We start from the raw sequence: 23,072 nt of genomic DNA, 5'->3' as shown, positions 1-23,072 counted from the left end.
AAGCTTCAGGCCGCTTTCTTTGCAAACATTCTTTTCAGACACCCTGGACCATTCGATTGTCAGGCATAAAAACAACGCTCCCTGCCCATGCGAACCATATTTCAACTGCAGAAGGCCATTCAGACACGCACCAGACCGTTCCTTTTTTGTTCCTAATGTTCTAATGAATATGTCAGATGAGCGCTTCGGCGGAGAATCCGTGATCCGGTGATCAGAAGATGCATGCGTGACGAGGACACATGGCAGCGGCCTACCTGGAAAAACTGAATGATCGCCAGCGCGAGGCAGTCGAGCATGGCATTGCCATGCCGAATGGCGCGATTGGTGGCCCGCTTTTGATTATTGCTGGCGCGGGATCGGGCAAGACAAACACATTGGCGCATCGTGTTGCTCATCTCATCGTTAACGGCGCCAACCCACGCCGGATATTGTTGATGACATTCTCACGCCGGGCCGCGTCCGAAATGGCGCGGCGGGTTCAGCGCATCTGCAAGCAAATGCTTGGCGACAATTCGGCTGTCATGACCGATGCGCTTGCATGGGCAGGAACGTTTCATGGCATGGGTGCAAGGCTCCTGCGAATTTATGCCCAGCAGATCGGGCTAGGCGCCGACTTTACTATTCACGACCGGGAAGACAGTGCCGACCTCATGAACCTCGTTCGCCATGAACTGGGTTTCTCGAAAATGGAAAGCCGCTTCCCAACCAAGGGCACGTGTGTTGCGATCTATTCGCGCGTGGTCAATTCCGAAACTTCAATCGGCGAAGTTCTGAAGAACGCTTATCCCTATGTGCTCGGCTGGGAGGAACAGCTAAAACAACTCTTTGCTGCCTATGTTGAGGCCAAGCAGCACCAGAACGTGCTCGATTACGATGATCTTCTGCTCTACTGGGCACAGATGATGTCGGACCCAGAGCTTGCTGACGATGTTGGCAACCGCTTCGATCATATTCTGGTCGATGAGTATCAGGACACGAACCGTCTTCAGGCATCAATCCTGATGGCGCTGAAACCAAGTGGTCGTGGTCTGACGGTCGTCGGTGACGATGCTCAATCCATCTATTCCTTCCGCGCCGCAACTATTCGTAATATCCTCGACTTTCCGCAAGAGTTCTCGCCGAGACCTGCTGATATCATCACGCTTGACCGCAATTATCGCTCAACGCAGCCGATCCTTGCTGCCGCTAATGGCGTGATTGATCTTGCCCGCGAGCGATTTACCAAGAACCTCTGGACCGATCGTCAATCCGAACAGCGGCCAATGCTCGTGACGGTGCGAGACGAGAGCGATCAGGCGAACTATATCGTCGAGCAGGTCCTGGCAAATCGAGAAGTAGGCGTTACGCTTAAGCAGCAGGCGGTACTATTTCGCACGTCAAGCCACAGTGGCCCGCTTGAAGTGGAGCTGACCCGCCGCAATATCCCCTTCGTGAAATTCGGTGGCCTGAAATTCCTCGACAGCGCGCATGTGAAAGACCTGCTTGCTACCTTGAGGTTTGCTCAGAACCCACGTGACCGTGTTGCGGGCTTCCGCCTTTTGCAGATGCTACCTGGTGTTGGTCCCCAGACGGCTGGCAAGATTCTCGACACAATTGCCACGGACCCCGAACCGCTCCAATCGCTCGCCGAAATTCCACCACCGCCCCGGAGTGGCGACGACTGGCCGGCCTTTATCGATCTACTTTCAAGTCTTCGAAAAATCGAAGGCGGATGGCCGGGAGAAATCGGTCTGGCACGCAACTGGTATGAACCGCATCTCGAACGTATTCACGAAGATGCCGATACGCGAAAAGCAGATCTGGTTCAACTTGAGCAGATTGCCAATGGCTATCCAAGCCGCGAGCGGTTCCTCACCGAACTGACGCTTGATCCTCCTGATGCAACGAGCGATCAGGCAGGTGTGCCACTTCTTGACGAGGATTATCTGATCCTCTCCACCATCCATTCCGCCAAAGGGCAGGAATGGCGTTCCGTTTACATGCTCAACGTTGTCGATGGTTGCATGCCATCGGATCTAGGAGCGGGAACAACGGCCGAGTTGGAAGAAGAGCGTCGTCTACTTTACGTCGGCATGACGCGAGCCCGTGACAAACTCACGCTTATCACACCACAGCGGTTTTTTACCTATGGTCAAAATGTGAAGGGTGACCGACACGTTTATGCTTCGCGCACGCGGTTCATACCCAGCTCATTGCTTCATTTGTTTGAGAAGACGAGTTGGCCGAAAGTTTCCGCCTCTGCGAGCGAACGCAGCGCGCGTGATGTCCGCATAGATGTTGGCGCACGGATGCGAAGCATGTGGAAGTAAGTTAGGTTCCTGTTAGGTACCCGTAACTGTAGTACCATTGGACTGGCTTATTTTGGGCTATTGTCTGTTGCAGCTTGCATTCTGAAAGTCGCTAATCCGCTCAATACAATGACAGCAGCCCCAAGCAGTGTCAGTGCGTCCGGTATTGAGCCAAAGACAAGGTAGCCCAGCCCTATCGCCCAGATCAGATGGGTATAGGAAACAGGTGCGAGGCGGGAAAGCTGTGCTTCTGGCCTGCGATAGGCAATGGCGATGGCCACATGCGCTGCAAGCCATAGCACCCCCATCAGCACGGACATGGCGCCTTCAAAGCAATCGGGAACGACAAACACAAACGGTTGGCCGATTGAAAGTATCACAAGCCCGCTCATTGCCGAATATGCCAGTGTCGTTTCAAGTGAATCGACCAGAACGGCCTTGCGTGTCATCACCATTGCCGTTGCCCAGCAAGCCGCGGAGGCGATGGAAAACAGTGCTGCTGGATTATAGGCAGCCAGGCCGGGGCGCAGAATGACGATAACCCCGATCAATCCGCCTGCAACTCCAAGCCAACGATACCAGTTCACGCGTTCTTTCAACAGAAAAACGGATAGAAGCGTGACGAATGCCGGGGAAAGAAAGACCAGCGCCGTGGCTTCGGCCATGGGCTGCAACCTCAGCGCCATGACCAACAGGATCGTCGCACCCGCCATGCCAAACCCGCGTATGATCTGGGCACCCGGTCGTGCGCTTGGTTTTGGCAATCCTTTTCGCAGACAAAGGACACCGAACAACGTCGCCGCCGCGAGATAGCGAAACCAACCTATCTGGATGGGGTGAAAGCTCACTGACAGCTTCTTGGCGATTGCATCCGAAGTCGCAAAGAGTGCCATCGCCAGCAGGCACAGGAGAAGGCTCTCCCTGCCCTGCCAAAGCACTCGTGGACTTATCCCCCTGCCAAGGGTGGCGACGTAGTGAGCAATCATGGTCGCACTTCAGGACTTTCGGACTTCGAGAACGACACCTGCCTCGTTGCGCGTATCGAAGTAGCAAAAGCCACCGCCATCTGTCCGTTTGCCTCGAGCTATGACTGGCAAGCCGAGGCTGCGACCACGCGCTTCGGCTTCGTCGCGGTCTTCGACCTCAAAGCCGAGGTGATAAACACCTTCACCCCTTTCATCGAGAAACCGCTTTTGCGGCGAGTCCAGAATACCGGGGTCGCACAGTTGTACCTGGACATTGTCAAGGTTCACGCACTTATAGCGCATAGCCTTGGATGCTTCCTTGTTGGGAACCTCAAACTCCAGATACTCGCCCGACTTAGGGTAGTCGAACCATGGTCCCACCCCAAGGCTTTCATAATAGGCTACGGCCTTCTCAAGATCTTTGACGACGATGCAGATATGGTGAAGGTTCTGGAAGATAGTGTTCATGTGGATTTCTCGATATTGGAAAATTGACAATAGTTTTCACTGCTCCCGGTTTCAGAAACCGGGAGTTGGCGTTCATCAGGGGATAGAGTGTTGACTAGGTCAGGCTAAATCTGGATTGCCGGTTCGACGATCGCCATGGTCTTTTCAACATGCTCACGCGCTGCCCGCTCGGCCTGATCTTCATCGCGCGCAATCAAAGCATCGACGATCTTTCGATGCTGGAGATTTGTCTTCTGCACTTCCTCATTCGAAAACAGGATCGGAACCCGCAACATCCAGTAGTGAAACTGTGTTCGCTCGTGGAACTGCGCCAGAAACATATTGTCTGCACTGTCTACGATCAGATTATGAAACTCATTGTTCAGGCGATTGAGTTCAGGGCGGGTCATCCCCTCTCCCGGCTCCATGGCTTCAATCAGGCGCTGAAGTTCATCGAAGGTTTCCGATGATGCATGACGGGCAGCGAGCCGCGCTGTTGCCCCTTCAATGGCCGCACGACTTTCGAATATGGCGCGTATCTGGCTGCGGTCGACATTCTCGACAACCCATCCCCGCCCCGGACCGAGCAGTCCCTCGCCTTTCAGCAACAAAAGAGCCTCGCGAACCGGCGTGCGACCAACGCCAAGCCGCTCACACAGTTCTTCTTCGAGTAAGCGCTGGCCTGGCTTCAGCTCTGAGCCCAGAATCATGCTGCGGATGCGAGTCCGAACATCTTTTCCGATAGGCTCACCGCCAGATTCTTTCTTTGCCGCCATTTTTCAGTCTCCGAATCATCCGGGCATTGTAGAGGCAGGCAATACCCGCGCAAGAAACTGTCGCGCCCGCTCGCTGTCTGGATTGGTGAAGAATTTTGCCGAAGGCGCATCCTCAGCCACCTGCCCGCCTTCCATGAAGATCACGCGATCCGCGACATCACGGGCAATCGCCATGTCATGGGTCGCGATCACCATAGTCTGGCCTTCCTCGGCCAGTGCACGAATGGTGACCACCACTTCTTGTGCCAGCTCCGGATCAAGTGCACTCGTGGGTTCGTCAAGCAACAGGACGCGAGGCTGCATTGCCAAAGCACGGGCAATAGCAACGCGCTGTTGCTGACCGCCAGATAACGCTGAAGGGTAGGAATCCGCCTTCGTTTTCAGCCCGACCTTGTCGAGCAGCGCCATCGCAACTTCAGCGGCTTCGGCTCTCGGACGCTTCAAGACATGCACAGGGCCGCTCATGACATTCTGGATCGCCGTCATGTGACGGAAAAGGTTGAAGTGTTGAAACACCATGCCAATTTTTTGCCGCTGGCGGCTGAGTTCACGATCGGAAAGCTCATGCAATGCTGTAGCGGTTTCCTGATAACCGATCAGTTCGCCATAAACATAAATCCTGCCGGAGCTGATGCGGTCGAGATGATTGAGGCAGCGCAGCATGGTCGACTTTCCGGCACCCGAAGGTCCTAGCAAGGCAACCACCTGGCCCGCAGGAACATCAAAGCTCACCCCGCTGAACGCACTCACGGAACCCCAGTTCTTTGACACATTGATCGCCGATACTGCCGGCATATTTTTGGCTGGCGCGCTCATCGTTGCGGGAATACCTTTTCTAGCGTGGTCTGGATCGCGGTCGCAAAGGCAGTCATCACGAGATACCAGAAAGCTGCCACTGCAAGCAGTTCGACAACGTGGAAATTGGAGGAATAGATGTCCGTCGCTACACGCAACAACTCAAGATAGCCGATGGCCGATGCAAGCGAAGACGACTTCAGCAGCATGATATACTGATTGCCTGCCGCCGGTATGATGATCCGGCCGGCCTGCGGAATGACCACTTGCGTCAGCACTTTTCTCTGCGTCATGCCCAATGCTGTTGCAGCTTCGCGCTGCCCCTTGTCCACGGCCAGAATACCACCGCGAATGATCTCACTCATATAGGCGCCTTCAGCCAGACTGAGGCCTGCCAGCGCGGCGAGAAAGGGCGTTACAACCGAGGTCGTTGGTGCATCGATAAGCGGCAATTCCATGAAGGGAAGAGCGATATAGATGCTGGGAAACATGATCGGTACGGCATTGAACCAGAAGATAAGCTGGATAAGCATCGGCGTGCCGCGAAACAGATAGACATAGATCGCGGAAATGCCGGACAGAATTGGGTTTCCACTGACGCGCATCAAAGCCGAGACAAATCCGATCAGCGTGGCAATAATCAAAGCCAGTGTTCCAAGGACCAGCGCATTGATGGCACCCATCACGATCAGAGGACTAAAAATATAATCTCTGAAGACTGCGAAATCGAGAATCTGCGCCCGCAATGACGCCATTGCGATAGACGCGACGCAGGCCAGGACAATGGCGCCTAAAACCCACGAGCCCCAGCGGCGCCTGTGAATGATCGGCAAATTGGAGGTTTGGTGAACAATACTGGCATCCATTGCCCTGGTTCCAATGTCAATTACGTTTGCTTGCAGGCAAATTGATTGTGATGTCCGGCAGAACGCCGCCGCCTACGCCCCATTTGTTCATGATGGATTGATAAGCGCCGTCAGCCTTCATTTCCTCTGTCGCTTTTTTGACCGCATCCCGTAAGCCGCTCTGGTTTTTCGCAAAGCCCCAGGACGTGATGTAAGGTGTCAGGATGTAGTTGCCGCCGGCGATCGCATATTTTCCGGGAAACTGTGACCCCATGTAAACGAGCGCCGGAAAATCACCCAGATAGGCGTCGACGCGTTTGAGATCGAGCTGCATGCGCGCGTCAGGCGCGGAAGGCAACTGGTCTGCAACAATAGCGGCTGCGCCATTCTTCTGACATGTAGCAGAGGCTTCTTCGACCTTGGCCATGATGACCCGGCTTCCCAGAAGCGTCGCAACCTTCTTGCCGCAGAAATCGGCAATGGTCTTATATTTGCTTTCGTCTTCAGCACGCACCAGCATGCTGCCTCCCGACATCATGTAGTTGACGAAATCGAGTTTCTGCTCACGTTCTTCGGTATCACTGATACCACCGGAAGCCATGTCGAAGCGCTTTGCCTCAATACCCGGGATGAGTGCAGAATATTCGGCTTGAACGAATTGCATTTTCAGATTGAGCCGCTTGGCAATTTCCCGCAGCAGATCGGCGCTCGCACCACTGACTTCCTGGCTCCCCGGCTCGCGAAATTCAATGGGTGGAAATGTCTGTTGCGAACCAACGGTGAGCGTGCCGCGGTCGCGAATTTCCTGCGGTACCAGGGATGCCGCATCTTGCGCAAAAGCCTGTCCGGACGCGATCAAGGTTAGTGCGCAAACAGCGCTCATAAATGAAAGTCGACGTTTATTCATTAAAAGTTCCCCACTCTTTGTTTTTATCTTTGGTGTTTAAGGCGATGGGGAGCCCATCGCCTTAAAATGCCTTTACCGTGTTTCCGCACCCCGTCCCGGTATCTTGGACGGATTGGGACGATCGGCGCGTGGGCATTCCGCAGCCGCGTCGAAAACGCCGGTGACCTTGTCAATATACTCTTGCGGGAAGTTCCATTGCTTCAGGCCCGCCGGAATGTGCTCCCAGTAGAAGTTTGGCGGACGCATTGCAATGCCCGGCGTAATGAGGCGGTAAGTCCAGCAATCGTACATCTTGCCATCATCGCCATAGACGGTGACGCAGCAACGTTCGAAGTCGTCATAATCTTCTTCGAAGTGTTTTTCATCATGCTCGAACACAACGCCGAATGCCTTTTCGCCATAAGCTTCCGCCGTGTTGAGAAAATGGCACCAGCCACGATCCTTGCGCTCACCCGCGGCATGGAAACGCAGAGCGTGATTGGCCGCATAACCCTTCGTGATCGACTTGGCCTCCGGCATATAGCGCCCGACTTCGATGTCGTGCAGCCAGGTGCAGTAAGCGAAATAGTACATCATTACCTCTTCCAGAATGACAGCAGACCGACAGCTACCGCCACCTAAGTTTACGTGTTTCACAGGCACAGACATGCCCCGCAGAACGGAACTGGCCTCAACCTTTTCCGTATACATAAAAATATATTTTAGCGTATATTTTTGTCAAGCATGATTGTTCGCCGATGCGGAAAATATAATTTCGGGCACGGAGAGGGGAAAACCGACGGTCGGCTCGAACGTCGTTCGGCTGTATTTTCAGATACGAAAACGCCAACCTGTTGAACCTGCAGAAGGGAAAACCGCTATGCAATTTGAATTCGCGCACACGCACGCCTATCCAGGATGCAAAGTCCGGGTCACTGACGGGAATGTTGATACGGAGACGGTCGTAATGTTCAGCGATGGTGTTGTCACGCAGGGGAAATATGAACACCAGACAGATTCTATCCAACTGGCCATATCGTCTTACGAAACAGCAAGAGGCACAAGAATAGCTGAGAAAGTCTGGATATTACGACCTGATGTCAAACAAGGTCATTGGAAAGTCTCTGCGAGACTACCGACATAATGAGACTGATGAGTAAACAGAGAATTCAGACGGTCAGGTGACTTCTTGCCTTTGGTGTGTCAAGCACTTCCGCCGGACCATCCAGAACGATTTCGCCCCGATCCATGATGTAGACGTAATCAGCGAGTTCGCGACAGAAATCGAGATATTGTTCAACCAGCAGAATGGCCATTCCAGCTGAGTCCCGCAAATAGCGGATTGCACGGCCAATATCCTTGATGATCGACGGCTGAATGCCCTCTGTCGGTTCGTCCAGCACAAGAATTCGCGGCCTCAACACCATGGCGCGACCGATGGCAAGCTGTTGCTGCTGTCCGCCGGAAAGATCGCCGCCGCGACGGGGCAGCATGTCCTTCAACACTGGAAACAGACTGAATATCTCATCGGGAATGAACCGTTCCGAACGTTTCAAGGAAGCATAGCCGCTTTCCAGATTTTCCTTCACTGTCAAAAGCGGGAATATTTCGCGCCCTTGCGGAACATAGCCCATACCCCGACTGGCGCGTGCATAGGGCGGCAGGCTTTTCATATCCTCATCGCCAAAAACCACATTGCCGCCACTCAGCGCCTGCTGCCCGGTAACAGCGCGCAGCAGACTGGTCTTGCCGACCCCGTTGCGACCCAGAACACAGGTAATGCGTCCAGCCTCAGCCTTCAACGACACGCCGCGCAAGGCCTGCGCCGCACCATAATGAAGGCTCACATTTTCAACGCTCAACATGATGCGCCCCTTAGCGTCCAAGATAGTTTTCGATCACTTTCGGATCGGAGCTGACGAAATCAATAGACCCTTCCGCAAGCACGCTGCCCTCAGCAAGACAGGTCACCTTCACGCCCAAATCGCGAATGAAGCCCATGTCGTGCTCCACCACCACAACCGAACGTGTCTTGGCGATCTCCTTGAGAAGAATGGCCGTTTCAGCGGTTTCCGCATCCGTCATGCCTGCCACCGGCTCGTCAACCAGCAAAAGCTTGGGCTCCTGCGCCAGAAGCATGCCAATTTCCAGCCACTGTTTCTGACCATGTGAGAGATTGGCAGCCAACTCATCGCGGCGCGCCCAAAGGCGCACCGTCTTCAATATTTCTTCAATGCGGTCGCGATCCGTCTTGTCCTGGCGATAAAGAAGCGTTGCAAAAACCCCACGCTTGCGATCCAGCGCAAGCTCGATATTATCCCAGACCGTGTGGCTCTCGAATACCGTCGGCTTCTGGAATTTGCGGCCAATGCCAATCTGGGCAATGTCGGCCTCGTCCTTCCTCGTAAGATCGATATCGCCTTCAAAGAATACTTCGCCTTCATCCGGCTTCGTCTTGCCGGTGATGATATCCATCATCGTGGTCTTGCCGGCGCCGTTCGGGCCGATAATGGCCCGCAACTCGCCCGGCTCAATGACGAAGGACAGTGAGTTCAGTGCTTTGAACCCATCGAAGGAAACCGACACGCCATTAAGATAAAGCAGACTGTTGGTAGTCTCGCTCATGATGCCCCTCACTCCGCAGCCGTTGCTTGCAGTTTGGTCTCGTCTCCCGATGCGGTCATTGCGGGTTTGCGTGACGCCATCAATGCGCGGAACGTGCCGACAATGCCTTTTGGCAGCAGAAGCGTAACGACGACGAAGAGCGCGCCGAGCACGAACAGCCACATTTCCGGGAAGGCCGTAGTGAAGACGCTTTTTCCGAAATTGACCAAAACAGCGCCAATCACCGGCCCAATAAGCGTCGCCCGACCGCCCACGGCAGTCCAGATGACGACTTCGATAGAATTGGCCGGAGCGAATTCTCCCGGATTGATGATGCCGACCTGCGGCACATAAAGCGCGCCCGCGACAGCCGCCATCATCGCGGAAACCGTGAAGATGAAGAGCTTGTAGTTTTCCGGCCTGTAGCCAAGAAATCGTGTGCGGCTTTCCGCATCGCGCACGCTGACCAGCACCTTGCCGAATTTCGATCTGACCACCGCCGAACTGAAAATCAGCGCTATAGCCAGCATGACTGCTGAAGCAGCGAAAAGCGCGGCGCGCGTGCCGTCCGCCTGAATGTTGAAGCCCAGAATATCCTTGAAATCAGTCAGGCCGTTATTGCCGCCGAACCCCATTTCGTTGCGGAAGAAGGCCAACATCAGCGCATAGGTCATTGCCTGCGTAATGATCGACAGATAGACGCCGGTCACGCGGGAGCGGAAAGCGAACCAGCCGAAGATGAAGGCCAGAGCGCCTGGCACCAGAAGCACCATCAGAAATGCAAACCAGAAATGATCAAAGCCGTACCAATACCATGGCAATTCCTTCCAGTTCAGGAAAACCATGAAGTCAGGCAGATCGGGATTACCATAAACGCCGCGCGCACCGATCTGGCGCACCAGATACATGCCCATGGCATAACCGCCGAGCGCGAAAAAAGCTGCGTGACCCAGCGAGAGAATGCCGCAGAAGCCCCAGACCAGATCGAGCGCCAGTGCCAGCATGGCATAGGTCAGATATTTACCGAGCAGCGACACCATATAGGTCGGCACATGCAATGGATGATCCGCTGCCGTCAGCAGGTTGAGCGCCGGAACAGCCAGGGCGGCGGCAATCAGGATTGCAGCGGCGATGAATATACCACGGTCGAGCGTTCGGAACAGAAATGCCGTGATCATGCTTCCACCGCCCTGCCCTTGAGAGCGAACAAGCCGCGCGGGCGCTTTTGAATAAAGAGAATGATGAGCACAAGCACCAGTATCTTGCCGAGGACAGCACCCGCATAGGGTTCGAGGAACTTGTTCAGGATGCCGAGCGAGAAGGCGCCGACCAGCGTGCCCCACAAATTGCCGACACCGCCAAACACCACCACCATGAAACTGTCGATGATATAGCCCTGCCCAAGATTGGGCGACACATTGTCGATTTGTGATAGGGCCACACCCGCCATACCAGCGATACCGGAACCAAGCGCGAAAGTGAACGCATCGACATAGGGTGTGCGAATGCCCATGGACGAAGCCATGCGTCGGTTCTGGGTAACAGCACGCATTTGCAGACCGAAATTGGACCGTTTCAGTACCGCAAGAAGCGTGAAGAAGACAGCAAGCGAAAACACGATGATCCACAGGCGGTTCCAGGTGATGGTCATGCCACCCAGTTCGAAAGCGCCTGACATCCATGTTGGATTGCCAACCTCGCGGTTTGTCGGCCCGAACACGGTTCGCACCGCCTGTTGCAAGATCAGGGAAATGCCCCAGGTCGCCAGCAGTGTTTCAAGCGGGCGACCATAGAGAAACCGGATGACGCCGCGTTCGATCACCAGACCGACCAGCGCCGTAAAGAGGAAGGCCAGTGGCAGGGCGATGGCAAGAGACCAGTCGAACAGCCCCGGATAATTGGTGCGGATCACCTCCTGCACCATGAAAGTGACATAGGCGCCCAACATAACCATTTCGCCATGCGCCATGTTGATGATGCCCATGACGCCAAAGGTAATAGCAAGGCCGATGGCCGCAAGCAGCAGGACGGAACCGAGCGAAAGACCGTACCAGACATTCTGTCCGGCATCCCAGAAAGCCTGCCTTTGCTCGATATGAGTGATGGCGCTGTCGAGTGCCTCGGCAAGTTCAGGCTGCGCATTGGCGCGCGCCGCATTCAGGACCGACAGTGTGGAACGGTCGCCATTATCCTTCAGGAACTGCGCCGCCTTGAGCTTGTCATCGAGCGGGCGGGCGGATGCCAGAAGTGCTGCAGCCTGCGCCTTCTCCAGAAGTGCACGAATTGTGCCATCCTGTTCCTTACCAAGTGCTGCTTCAATCGCGTCCAGTGCGTCCGCATCGGGGCTTGCAGCGACAATTTCAGCAGCGTTAAGGCGCTCCGCCCGGTTTGTACTCATCAGCGTCAGCCCGCCAAGAGCCGTTCGAACCGCGCGGCGGACCGAATTGTTGACCTTGACCTTTTCCAGTGCGCCTTTGGGCGCTTCACCTGCCGCCTCATCGCTAACAGGGTCCGTGAGTTGCAAGCTCGCAGCCGAGGCTTTGGTGATGAACACCTTGCCATCGGATTTGCGCGCATAAAGATTGCCATCGCCAAGCGCGTTCAGCACAGGCACGACGCGCGTGTCGCCCGTGCTTACGAGAGCAGAAATCCGGTCCTGCATCTGGGCAAAACTCGCCTTGCCCAAAGCATCGACAAGCCCTTGAAACTCATCCGCTCGAGCTGTCGTCGCGATCGCGGCAAACAGGACAGACAAGACGAGCAGGACGGCTCGTATCCGGCGCTCCATGGCTGACTTCCTTGAATAGAAATGCATTCTTAATTTTGACCCGTTCGGATCTTTGAACTGCAAGGGGCAGGCGCCGTTCTCACCTGCCCTCTGCATCCCCCGTCTATCAGGAGCCGCCCTGACCGCCGCACTTGCCCGTTGCGACATTGAAATTGCCGCAAGACATCGGCTTGCGCCAATCGGAGATCAGGTTCTTGGAATCCGGCAGATAATCGGACCATTCATCGCCAACAATCAGACCCGGCGTCTGGCTGACAATTTCGAACTGACCGTTCGACTGGATTTCTCCAATCAGCACCGGCTTTGTGATGTGGTGGTTCGGCATCATGGTCGAATAGCCACCCGAGAGGTTCGGCACAGACACACCGACCAGCGCGTCGATGACCGCATCCTGATCGGTCGTGCCAGCCTTTTCAACGGCCTTCAGCCACATGTTGAAACCAATGAAAGATGCTTCCATCGGATCGTTGGTGACGCGCTTGTCATCCTTGGTGAAGGCATGCCAGGTTTCGATGAATTTCGCATTGGTTGGGTTGTCCACGGACTGGAAATAGTTCCATGCCGCAAGATGGCCAACCAGCGGCGCGGTATCGATACCAGCCAGTTCCTCTTCGCCAACCGAGAAAGCAACGACCGGAATATCCTCGGCCTTCACGCCCTGGTTTGCGAGTTCCTTATAGAAGGGCACATTGGCATCACCATTGACGGTCGAAACCACAGCGGTCTTCTTGCCCGCCGCACCAAAGCTCTTGATGGCTGCCACTTCCGTCTGCCAGTCGGAGAAACCGAACGGGGTATAGTTGACACGGATATCGTCCGGCTTCACACCCTTGGAGACGAGATAGGCTTCAAGAATCTTGTTGGTCGTGCGGGGATAGACATAGTCGGTGCCTTCCAGCACCCAGCGCTCAACACCCTCGTTCTCCATCAGATAATCGACAGCGGGGATTGCCTGCTGGTTTGGTGCGGCACCGGTATAGAACACGTTGCGTTCGGATTCCTCGCCTTCGTACTGCACCGGATAGAACAGGATATTATTGAGTTCCTTGAAAACCGGCAGAACCGACTTGCGCGACACCGACGTCCAGCAGCCAAACACGGCGGCGACCTTGTCCTGCGAAATCAGTTGGCGGGCCTTTTCCGCGAACAACGGCCAGTCCGAAGCCGGATCGACAACGACAGCCTCAAGCTTCTTGCCAAGAAGGCCACCCTTCTTGTTCTGCTCTTCGATGAGCATCAGCATGGCGTCCTTGAGCGTCGTTTCCGAGATAGCCATCGTGCCGGAAAGCGAATGAAGAATGCCAACCTTGATCGTATCTTCCTCAGCGAGCGCACCGGAAAGGCTGGGGATGGCGAGCGCGCTTGCAAAAAGTGCGGCGAGCATCTGCGACCGGAATGTCATTGCGTGTCCCTCTCTGTTGGTTCTCCCGGTTCTCCGGGTTATTGCCAACTATTGGGGAGAGGACGCCGTTTCCTTATACGTTAAATGACGTAGTTACCGGGGGGAAATATGCATTAGAACGAACTTCAGGTACCCGGAGATGTGCGTGAAGTTCGTTCTAACTTATTGGCTTCATGCATCGAGCTTCCCAAAAACCGATACCGGCTTTCGGGCCGATGCATTATTGACTTAACCTGCTATCTCTCTTTGAAACGGCCACAAGGAGCCGGAGGGGAAATGGAGCGGCATGGCAGCGCGGCAACGCATCATCCCGGTCAGAAGGGAATATAACCGCTGGGTCGCGGACGAAACGCTGGAAGATTACGCGCTGCGCTTCACAGCAAAAAGCGCGCGCCGCTTTTCATCCAATCGCATTGCCCACACAGCTATCGGCGCGATTTCCTTCCTCGCACTTGAGGCAATTGGCGGTGCCATCACCCTGTCCTACGGCACCAGCAACGCCATAGCCGCCATCATTGTCGCCAGTCTTGTCATGCTGGCGGTCGGTCTGCCCATCAGCCGCTATGCCATCCGCCATGGCGTCGACATCGATCTGCTGACCCGTGGTGCAAGCTTCGGCTATATCGGTTCGACCGTCACTTCGCTTATCTACGCGACATTCACCTTCATCCTGTTCGCGATCGAAGCCTCAATCATGTCAGGCGCGCTGGAACTGGCCTTTGGTATCCCGATGTGGATCGGCTACGTCATCAGCGCAGTCGTGGTGATACCGCTCGTCACCTACGGCGTGCGGATGATCAGCCGTTTCCAGATCGCCACCCAACCCTTCTGGATCGCGCTTAATATTCTCCCCTTCATTTTCATCGCGCTGGTCGATTGGGGAAAATTCGATCTCTGGCTGACCTTCTCCGGCATTCGTACAGGCTTTACCGGCGGGGAAAGCGCGCCCTTCGTGCTGGCACAATTCGGTGCCGCCTCAGCGGTCATTCTGGCACTGATGGCGCAGATCGGCGAGCAGGTCGATTTCCTGCGCTTTCTGCCACCGGAAGGCCAGCGCAAATGGCGGCACAAGATTGCCGTCTTTCTTGCCGGACCGGGCTGGGTCGTTCTGGGTGCGCCAAAATTGCTTGCTGGTTCGTTTCTGGTCGTGCTGACGCTGAGCGCCGGCATTCCCGCTGATGTGGCGGCCGATCCGGCGCATATGTATCTGACCGCTTTCGGCTATATGATCCCGTCGCATATGGCTGCGCTGCTGCTGACTGTCGCCTTCGTCGTGGTCTCACAATTGAAGATCAATGTGATGAACGCCTATGCCGGATCACTGGCCTGGTCGAACTTCTTCTCCCGCCTGACTCACAGCCATCCGGGCCGCGTGGTCTGGCTGATCTTCAATGTCAGCATCGGCCTGCTTCTGATGCAACTCGGCATTTACAAGGTGCTGGAACAAACGCTCGGAGTTTTCTCCATCATCGCCATGGCGTGGCTCTGCACGATTTCCGTCGATCTTTTTGTCAATAAGCGTCTCGGTCTCTCGCCGCCCGGCATCGAGTTCAAGCGCGCCCATCTTTTCGACATCAATCCGGTTGGCACCGGCACAATGACCATTGCCTCCATTACAGCCCTCGCCGCCCATTTCGGTGCGTTCGGCGCCATGGCTTCTGCGCTCGCACCCTATATCGCGCTGGTGGTCGCCTTTATCGTCTCTCCACTGATCGCCTGGAAGACGGGCGGCAAATATTACCTCGCCCGCAAGCCGCGCCAATCGTGGCAGAACAAGCTCGCCATCACCTGCTCGGTTTGCGAACATGATTTCGAGCCGGAAGACATGGCGTGGTGCCCCGCCTATGCCGCTCCGATCTGCTCACTGTGCTGTTCGCTCGACAGCCGCTGTCACGATCTCTGCAAACCCAAGGCACATTTGCGGGCGCAGAGCGCCGAAGTCGCGCATGCGCTGTTGCCCGCCGCGGTCATTGAAAAACTCTCTACCCGGCTTGGGCGCTATGCCGTTATAGTTGCTGTTTCGGTCACATTTCTCGGCACTATCCTCGCGCTGGTGGCCTATCACGCCGGAGCTGCATATCCGGAAACCGCGCAAGTGGTGAACCGCACGATCCTGATCGTGTTCTTCGTATTGGCGCTGATCGCGGTGATCGTCTGCTGGTTCTACGTGTTGGCCCATGACAGCCGCATCGTCGCCGAAGAGGAATCCTCCCGACAAACCGCCCTTCTGCTGAAGGAAATTTCCGCGCATAAAAAGACCGACGCCGCCCTGCAACAGGCAAAGGATAATGCCGAAGCCGCCAACAGGGCGAAGAGCCGCTATGTCGTCGGCCTCAGCCATGAACTCCGCACCCCGCTCAACGCTGTTCTGGGCTATGCGCAGATATTGGAGCGTGACGAGACCATTCCGGCAGCCCGACAACCTTCGATCAAGCTTATCCGCCGCAGCGCCGACCATCTGTCGGGACTGATTGATGGGCTTCTCGATATTTCCAAGATTGAAACCGGGCATTTGCAGGTCTATTCCAACGAAATCAACCTGCATGATTTTCTCGACCAGATCATCGACATGCTGAAGCCGCAAGCTGAAGCCAAGGGCATAACATTTCGCTACAGTAAAATCGAAACGCTGCCGCAATATGTGCGCACCGACGAAAAGCGCCTTCGCCAGATACTGGTCAATCTTCTGACCAATGCGATCAAGTTTACCGAAAAAGGCGAAGTCGCGCTTGACGTCAGCTATCGCAATCAAGTGGCCACCTTCAGGGTTATGGATACCGGTCGTGGCATTGCAGACCAGGATCTGGAACGCGTCTTCGAACCCTTCCAGCGCGGCGAAGCCGATCATACCCGTCACCTGCCCGGCCTCGGTCTTGGCCTGACGATCACCAAGCTCTTGACCAATACGCTGGGTGGCGAACTATCTGTTACGAGCACTTACGGCAAGGGCTCAACATTTCAGGTTCGCCTGATGCTGGGCGCCATCGACCGCCCGGTCAATCTGGCTGCACCAACCCGCAAGATTCAGAACTATACCGGTCCGCGCCGTACCCTTATCGTGGTTGACGATAATGACGATCACTGCGCCCTGATGCGCGAAATCCTGTCGCCGCTCGATTTCATCGTCTTGACAGCGAAGAGTGGACCGGAATGTCTGACCTTGATCGAGGGCATTCGCCCCGACCTCTACTTCATCGATATCCGCATGCCGGAAATGAATGGCTGGGAACTGGTAGCGCGCCTGCGTGAGAAAGGCGAAGTGGCGCCGATCATCATGCTTTCGGCCAATATCGGTGACGGAACCCGGCCCGACACCTTGCCCGACAACGCCCACAACGACACATTGACCAAACCATTCGATATAAGACAGATCCACGCCAAGCTTGCCGTACATCTTGGCTTCGAATGGATCTACGAACAGGTTGAAGAAAACAAATCCGCCCGTCGACCGACAGTCATAGACAGTCCCGCCCTTTCGGATTTGCACGATCTTATTCGTCTCGGTGAAATTGGCTATGTGCGGGGGATTGAAGCCAAACTCACACTTCTCGCGCATGACGAAAACCTCATCCCCTTTGTCGATAAGGCAAGGGATTATATTCGCGCTTTCAACATGTCAGGCTACGATATGTTTCTGCGCAATCTTGAACAGAAACTGGACGACGAGCCATGACCGTACGCGATACCGTTCTCATCGTTGACGACTCCCCCCAAACGCTTGGCTTCCTGACAGAAGCGCTGGAACAGGCCGGATATTCCGTTTTGATCGCGACATCGGGCGTTGCCGCCCTTGGCATTGCGGAACGTATCACCCCGGACATGATACTGATGGATGCAGTCATGCCGGGAATGGACGGCTTCGAAACCTGCCGGCAGCTCAAGGCAAATCCAGCCATCTCGCAAGTACCGATTGTCTTCATGACCGGCCTGACCGAAACCGAACATATCGTTCACGCGCTTGAAGCCGGTGGGGTCGATTATTTGACCAAGCCGATCAATATCGATGAATTGCGCGCGCGCATAAAAGTCCACCTGACCAATGCACGCTCTGTGCAAAGCGCACGTGTGGCGCTTGATGCCAGTGGTCGGCATCTTTTTGCGGTTGACCGCGACGGAACAATTTTATGGTCCACCCCACAAGCCGTGCGCCTGATGGATAGTGTCAGCGACAACGGTAAGGGTCAGGTGCTTTTACAGCAGAAATGCGCGGAGCGACTTCAAGCGCGAAACCGACGCGAAATTGCTGATGATGTGCCTGAAGTCATCGCGGCCAACGGCCAGATTTCGTTGCAGCTGGCCCATCTTGGCTCTACTGGCCCAAATGAGTTTCTGTTCCGCTTGACGGCGATCAGTGAAACCGGCGAACAGGATATGTTGCGCCGCCATTTCGGCCTGACGGCGCGAGAAAGCGATGTGTTGCTTTGGGTCGCACGCGGAAAGACAAATCGTGACATCGGCACTATTCTCGACCTGAGCGCTCGCACCGTGAATAAGCACCTCGAGCAAATCTATGTGAAACTGGGTGTCGAGAACCGTGCAGCAGCAGCCGTGAAGGCGACTATAGTTGTTTATAAGTAAAATATCTTTCAATAATTATTATTATTGAAATAGCATTGATCGATTATATATTTCACCTCATAAATCCATCGCGCATACTTTAGTAAAATTAAATACAACACAAACTCGTGATTTTTCTATCTTCATTTTCAGCGTATATTTCCTTAAATTTATCCGATATTAGCTTTGTATCCTTTAGAAAGAATTCATACGCGAATATTATCAAATCTTTATTTCAATAAACCTCCCCGTGAATAAAAGAAAAGCGGGAACTATAAATAATGACCGAAAACAAAGGCTCCGCAATATTTGTTTGCTTCGCCGATTGAATATCACCGCGCTTTTTAGGCGCTTGCGGTGAAGCCGTCTTTCACCATTCATAATCAGGACCGATATGGACATTGATAGAATACGCCAGCAGGCCTATGCCATGCCGCTAACCAGCCCGGCCTTTGGTCGGGGCCCGTTTCGCTTCTACAATCGGGAATTTTTAGTCTTAACCTACCGAACGGACATGGATGCTCTCCGGGCAGTAGTACCTGAGCCGCTTGAGGTCCATGAACCCATTGTACATTACGAATTTATTCGCATGCCAGATTCCGCCGGATTTGGTAGCTACACTGAGAGTGGACAAGTTATTCCGGTTAGCCTTCATGGTGTCAAAGGCAGCTACACCCACGCCATGTATTTGGACGACCACGCACCAATTGCGGGTGGCCGTGAGATCTGGGGCTTCCCCAAGAAATATGCACAGCCTCGTCTGGAGGTAGTTCAGGATACCTTGATCGGTACTCTGGATTACGGCCCAGTGCGTATTGCCACTGGCACCATGGGTTACAAATATCAGGAAATGGAACAGGCGAAACTGCTCGACGATATGAAGCGTCCCGGCTTCCTGCTCAAAATCATTCCGCATGTGGACGGTAATCTGCGGATTTGCGAACTGGTTCAGTACCACATGGGCGATATTCGTCTGAAGGGAGCCTGGTCTGGACCCGGCGCATTGGAACTGCATCCACACGCACTCGCACCAGTCTCACAGCTACCAGTACGAGAAGTATTATCCGCAAGTCACTACGTCGCCGACCTGACCCTGATGCATGGTCGCGTCGTTTATGACTACCTCGCCTGACGCTGGATGACTGACATCAACCAAGTTGTACTGTGCGGTTGGTGTTATCCAACATCCTTGCTCTGATTATTTGTTCAAAGGAATAGTAGACATGTCTTTGAAAAACAAAGTTGCGCTCATTACCGGCTCTGGTAGCGGCTTGGGCAGAAGTATTGCGTTGCGATACGCTCAGGAAGGAGCGAAAGTCGTCGTTTCCGATCTGTCGCCGGACGCAGTTGCCAGGACCGTGGAAGACATAAAAGCTCTGGGAGGAGAGGCTTTTGGCACTATCATGGACGTGTCGGATGAAGAACAAGTCGATACCGCTGTAAAAGATGCCGTCGCTCATTTCGGTAGGATTGATATTCTTATTAGTAATGCGGGAATCCAGATCGTTCGACCAGTTGAAGAATTCACACTGGCTGAATGGAAAAAGATGCTGGCCGTCCATCTGGATGGCGCGTTTTTAACCACGCGTGCATGCCTTAGGCATATGTACTCCCAAAAGCAGGGCAGCATCATCTATATGGGATCTGCGCACGCTAAAACAGCCTCCAGGTTGAAGGCGCCCTATGTAACGGCAAAGCACGGGCTTCTCGGATTATGTCGTGTTGTGGCCAAAGAAGGTGCAGCGCGGGGCGTAAGGGCCAACATGATCTGCCCGGGTTACGTCCGTACCCCGCTGGTCGACAAGCAAATCCCGCAGCAAGCTGCCGAATTGGGTATCTCGGAAGAGGACGTCATCAAGATGATGCTGTCAGAAACCGTTGACGGCGAGTTTACGACAGAGAAAGACATTGCAGATGTCGCGGTTTTTCTGGGTGACTTTGAAACAAACGCACTAACAGGGCAATCCCTGCTCGTGAGTCACGGCTGGATGATGGAATAACGTGGATAGTTTTGATCAAGAAACTGACATGCGTGTTCACCAAACTGCTTCTCATCATAGCATTCACCAGAGGATGAGTAATGAAAGAGCCTATTAGAAGAAATCAATATTTTTCTCCTTTAACCCAATACATAAGATGCCGCTTACCGGTGACCATCGCATTGACGGCCTGCCTGTTGTCCGGCGTCGCGCATGCCGCCACTATACAAACAGATCAACAGCAATATGCGAAGCAATGGCAGCAAGAACACGGCGCTCTAACCGCTGCTCCACCGCCTGCCCTTGCGACTTTTCTGGCTGAGCATGCAACCAAGCCTGTATCTCACTTTGATACCCTCAGCACCCGCGAGGGGCTAGCGCAATTGACACATCAATACACCACGCCTCCGGCTGAAAATCTGACGGTGGTTAATGTGGATGTCGAAGCGGACGGTCGACGCATTCCGGTCCGTATCTACCAAAACAACGCCAGCAAACCGACATCGACCTCAGCGGGACAGAGCGATGAGAAGGCGCCGGGCGTTCTGTTCTTTATTCACGGCGGCGGACATCTTAGCGGATCGGTCAATGTGTATGACCCTGTGGCTCGTCACCTGGCCGTAAGCACTGGTAACACCGTAATCGCTGTTGATTATCGGCGGGCACCGGAAAACCCATTTCCGGCGGGGCTGGACGATGCACGTGCCGTTCTCTTACAGGCCTATCATCTGCTGGATCAACAGAACATCCCCTATCAGCATCAACTCACGCTGGTCGGCGACAGCGGCGGAGGGGCGTTTAGCGCCACCTTGACCGCAGAGATGCAAACCTCCCAGCCTGACCTTATCAATCGTCTTGTCCTTATTTATCCGAGCCTCGATTACACACTCAGCTGGCCCTCGGTAAAAGAGAACGGCACAGGGAAACTGCTGGATGAGGCGAAAGTGCGATGGTACTTCGATCAATACTTTCAACATAACGAAGACCGTATTGTGCATTCCCCGCTTAACATGTCGGTGACAAAAGCGTGGCCCCCGGTGCTATTGTTCAGCGGTGGCCTTGACCCGCTGCGTGATGAGGATTTTGCTTTTGTGGCCCGGTTGAAAGCCGATGGCATCCCAGTAGAACACGTACACTTTCCAGACGTGGTGCACGCCTATCTCATGCTGGAAAACCTGGTGCCGCAGGAAGCCAAAGCGACATATCAGGCTATTAGTGAATTCGTCCGGCAAGACCGACCTACCAAAAACTGAATTGGCCGAGCCTACCTCTGCTGAAACGCTTAAGAATGGCGGCGCGATACACAGCGCTGCCATTTATTATTGGACTTTAAACCAAGCAAGGGCAGTGCGCACAAGACGCACAACCAGATCACAAGGCGGATGAAGGGCCCATCATAGTGAGGTTAGTAGAACGGTCGGTTCCAGCTTGGCTGGGCCTTGATAAGGATTGGCATGAATGGCCAATATCCATAAGCACAAGGTTGCGCTCAGTGTGTATATGAGGAGAGCGACGCGTCCTGCACGAATTCTATCCGAATGCGTGGAAGCAATGGTAATAATTGTCATGATCGTCAATGAAATAACAAGATACCATTTATAGGAATCGACAGATGTGGCGCCAACAGACAGCCGCATGCTTCTCGCGTCTTGCAGAATATCAAGATCATTCAAAAGATGCGAAATGATAGGTGTCGGAATGTTCTCCCTGCTCATCTTCAGTATCACGTCGCGGATAGTCTGGAGCGATTTTTCAACGGAAGAAGCCGGTGACAGGTTGATGTTCTTGGTCCATTCGTCGTCAACAACGGCAGTTCGGTATCGCATCAAAGCTTCACGCAGTGGAACGGCCCCGATTTCTGGAGAATCCGCGATGCCGACAAGCCGAACGATTGCAGACCGCTCATCGCTCGTCGCCTGATTTGCCTTTGACGTAATCGCCCAGATATCCGCCGCCACGAATCCAAGCGCAAGCGCCCAAGCCGTCGCCACTGTAGCGATGAATGCACCTATTGGTATGGAGAGCGGGTCACGTTTTGCATAATGTGCAAAGACATACAGCATTCCTCGCCCGAACAGAAAGAATGCCCCTCCCAGAGCGGCAAAGGCAAGGAAAGACATGTAGACGGAAAGAGAAAAGATCGTAACCATTCAACAGCCCCGACTTCTATTTAATTTCCGGATTTATTGTTACGGCATAGACTTTTTATCGACAATGGCGATTGCCATTTTCTTAAGTTGCAGGACCATAGTCGCGCATTTGACCTACGTCGCCTGAGCGCGGTATTTTCACCGAAGCAATCAAAACTGCTCGTCACTTCCCCGACCGCAGGGTCCCAATCTGGAGAACCACCATGCTTAAAAATCTGTCGATAGCAACGACCAGCGTTTTACTGCTTGGCGGCTTCGTCAGTTCTGCAACTGGCGCTTCGATTGGGGCGGGAAACCCATATCCCGTCAGCCATTATGTTTGCAAAGACGGCACGAAACTGGCGGTGAGGCTGATGGGCGAACATGCTTCTGTTTCGGTGAACGGCAAACGGGCAATTGAGCTTGCCGCTGTGGGAGAAAAAGGAACGCGTTTTTCAGACGGCCAGCACACACTGACCATCACGCAGGGGCAGTTATCGTGGCGTGTTGGTCAAGCCAAAACGTCGGCATGTACTGGTGGTTGAGTGTCTCCGCTGGCGGAATTTGAAAATTGCTATTAATGAAGTCGACAGTGCCATCGGCAGCCTGTC

20 protein-coding genes are annotated in these 23,072 nt (G+C 54.2%); 7 read left to right on the top strand and 13 right to left on the bottom strand.

Annotation, left to right across the window (positions count from 1 at the left end; translation table 11 throughout):
* The first annotated feature begins 239 nt into the window (after positions 1–239).
* On the top strand, positions 240–2,309 hold the full coding sequence (locus tag FGI60_RS06245; RefSeq protein WP_138784405.1) for an ATP-dependent helicase: 2,070 nt from the start codon (positions 240–242) through the stop codon (positions 2,307–2,309).
* Between the two features lie 47 nt (positions 2,310–2,356).
* On the opposite strand, the gene FGI60_RS06240 is transcribed toward FGI60_RS06245, so the two are convergent.
* The 12 genes from FGI60_RS06240 to urtA form a co-directional block, all read right to left on the bottom strand.
* A complete protein-coding gene (locus FGI60_RS06240; protein WP_138784404.1) occupies positions 2,357–3,274 on the bottom strand; it encodes a DMT family transporter in 918 nt (305 codons plus the stop codon).
* A 9-nt stretch (positions 3,275–3,283) separates the two neighbouring features.
* Positions 3,284–3,721 carry a VOC family protein gene (locus FGI60_RS06235; RefSeq protein ID WP_138784403.1) on the bottom strand — a complete coding sequence of 146 codons (438 nt, stop codon included), beginning with the start codon at positions 3,719–3,721 and terminating at the stop codon, positions 3,284–3,286.
* A gap of 104 nt (positions 3,722–3,825) precedes the next feature.
* The gene (locus FGI60_RS06230; RefSeq protein ID WP_078340242.1) at positions 3,826–4,476 is read right to left on the bottom strand and encodes a GntR family transcriptional regulator; all 651 of its coding nucleotides are present in this window, start codon (positions 4,474–4,476) and stop codon (positions 3,826–3,828) included.
* A 15-nt stretch (positions 4,477–4,491) separates the two neighbouring features.
* On the bottom strand, positions 4,492–5,226 hold the full coding sequence (locus FGI60_RS06225) for an amino acid ABC transporter ATP-binding protein (protein WP_328592645.1): 735 nt from the start codon (positions 5,224–5,226) through the stop codon (positions 4,492–4,494).
* 62 nt (positions 5,227–5,288) lie between these two features.
* Positions 5,289–6,137 carry an amino acid ABC transporter permease gene (locus tag FGI60_RS06220; RefSeq protein ID WP_078340244.1) on the bottom strand — a complete coding sequence of 283 codons (849 nt, stop codon included), beginning with the start codon at positions 6,135–6,137 and terminating at the stop codon, positions 5,289–5,291.
* 16 nt (positions 6,138–6,153) lie between these two features.
* Positions 6,154–7,023 (bottom strand): ABC transporter substrate-binding protein, encoded by an 870-nt coding sequence (locus FGI60_RS06215; RefSeq protein ID WP_138784401.1) that lies wholly within the window; start codon positions 7,021–7,023, stop codon positions 6,154–6,156.
* A 72-nt stretch (positions 7,024–7,095) separates the two neighbouring features.
* Positions 7,096–7,599: a gamma-glutamylcyclotransferase family protein gene (locus FGI60_RS06210; RefSeq protein ID WP_235889748.1), complete on the bottom strand. Its 504-nt coding sequence runs from the start codon at positions 7,597–7,599 to the stop codon at positions 7,096–7,098.
* 572 nt (positions 7,600–8,171) lie between these two features.
* Positions 8,172–8,867 (bottom strand): urea ABC transporter ATP-binding subunit UrtE, encoded by a 696-nt coding sequence (gene urtE / locus FGI60_RS06205; RefSeq protein WP_138784400.1) that lies wholly within the window; start codon positions 8,865–8,867, stop codon positions 8,172–8,174.
* Positions 8,868–8,877: 10 nt separating this feature from the next.
* Positions 8,878–9,627, bottom strand: coding sequence for an urea ABC transporter ATP-binding protein UrtD (urtD, locus tag FGI60_RS06200; protein ID WP_138784399.1), 750 nt, complete (start codon positions 9,625–9,627; stop codon positions 8,878–8,880).
* Between the two features lie 8 nt (positions 9,628–9,635).
* On the bottom strand, positions 9,636–10,784 hold the full coding sequence (gene urtC / locus FGI60_RS06195) for an urea ABC transporter permease subunit UrtC (protein ID WP_138784398.1): 1,149 nt from the start codon (positions 10,782–10,784) through the stop codon (positions 9,636–9,638).
* Complete coding sequence (urtB, locus tag FGI60_RS06190) at positions 10,781–12,394, bottom strand: urea ABC transporter permease subunit UrtB (protein ID WP_138784397.1); 1,614 nt, start codon at positions 12,392–12,394, stop codon at positions 10,781–10,783. The genes urtC and urtB overlap by 4 nt, the downstream gene beginning before the upstream one ends.
* Before the next feature lie 106 nt (positions 12,395–12,500).
* Complete coding sequence (gene urtA, locus FGI60_RS06185) at positions 12,501–13,778, bottom strand: urea ABC transporter substrate-binding protein (protein ID WP_374843059.1); 1,278 nt, start codon at positions 13,776–13,778, stop codon at positions 12,501–12,503.
* 304 nt (positions 13,779–14,082) lie between these two features.
* Here urtA and FGI60_RS06180 point away from each other — a divergent pair, with 304 nt between their 5' ends.
* The 5 genes from FGI60_RS06180 to FGI60_RS06160 all read left to right on the top strand — a co-directional run bounded on the left by FGI60_RS06180 (position 14,083) and on the right by FGI60_RS06160 (position 21,585).
* A complete protein-coding gene (locus FGI60_RS06180; protein ID WP_138784395.1) occupies positions 14,083–17,469 on the top strand; it encodes a hybrid sensor histidine kinase/response regulator in 3,387 nt (1,128 codons plus the stop codon).
* Positions 17,466–18,374, top strand: a complete 909-nt coding sequence (locus tag FGI60_RS06175; protein WP_138784394.1) for a response regulator transcription factor — start codon at positions 17,466–17,468, stop codon at positions 18,372–18,374. Before FGI60_RS06180 ends, FGI60_RS06175 begins: the two co-directional genes overlap by 4 nt.
* A gap of 373 nt (positions 18,375–18,747) precedes the next feature.
* The gene (locus tag FGI60_RS06170) at positions 18,748–19,485 is read left to right on the top strand and encodes an acetoacetate decarboxylase (protein WP_138784393.1); all 738 of its coding nucleotides are present in this window, start codon (positions 18,748–18,750) and stop codon (positions 19,483–19,485) included.
* 91 nt (positions 19,486–19,576) lie between these two features.
* Positions 19,577–20,353, top strand: coding sequence for a 3-hydroxybutyrate dehydrogenase (locus FGI60_RS06165; RefSeq protein WP_138784392.1), 777 nt, complete (start codon positions 19,577–19,579; stop codon positions 20,351–20,353).
* Positions 20,354–20,433: 80 nt separating this feature from the next.
* Positions 20,434–21,585, top strand: a complete 1,152-nt coding sequence (locus FGI60_RS06160; RefSeq protein ID WP_138784391.1) for an alpha/beta hydrolase — start codon at positions 20,434–20,436, stop codon at positions 21,583–21,585.
* A 141-nt stretch (positions 21,586–21,726) separates the two neighbouring features.
* Here FGI60_RS06160 and FGI60_RS06155 read toward each other — a convergent pair whose 3' ends face one another.
* Entirely contained in the window at positions 21,727–22,482 is a 756-nt protein-coding gene (locus FGI60_RS06155; protein WP_138784390.1) for a bestrophin-like domain, read from the bottom strand.
* Positions 22,483–22,685: 203 nt separating this feature from the next.
* Here FGI60_RS06155 and FGI60_RS06150 point away from each other — a divergent pair, with 203 nt between their 5' ends.
* Entirely contained in the window at positions 22,686–23,006 is a 321-nt protein-coding gene (locus FGI60_RS06150) for a hypothetical protein (RefSeq protein ID WP_138784389.1), read from the top strand.
* Positions 23,007–23,072: the final 66 nt, after the last annotated feature.

The sequence above is a fragment of the Brucella haematophila genome (assembly GCF_005938105.1).
GTDB lineage: Bacteria > Pseudomonadota > Alphaproteobacteria > Rhizobiales > Rhizobiaceae > Brucella > Brucella haematophila.
This window is presented reverse-complemented; position numbering and strand designations above follow the sequence as displayed.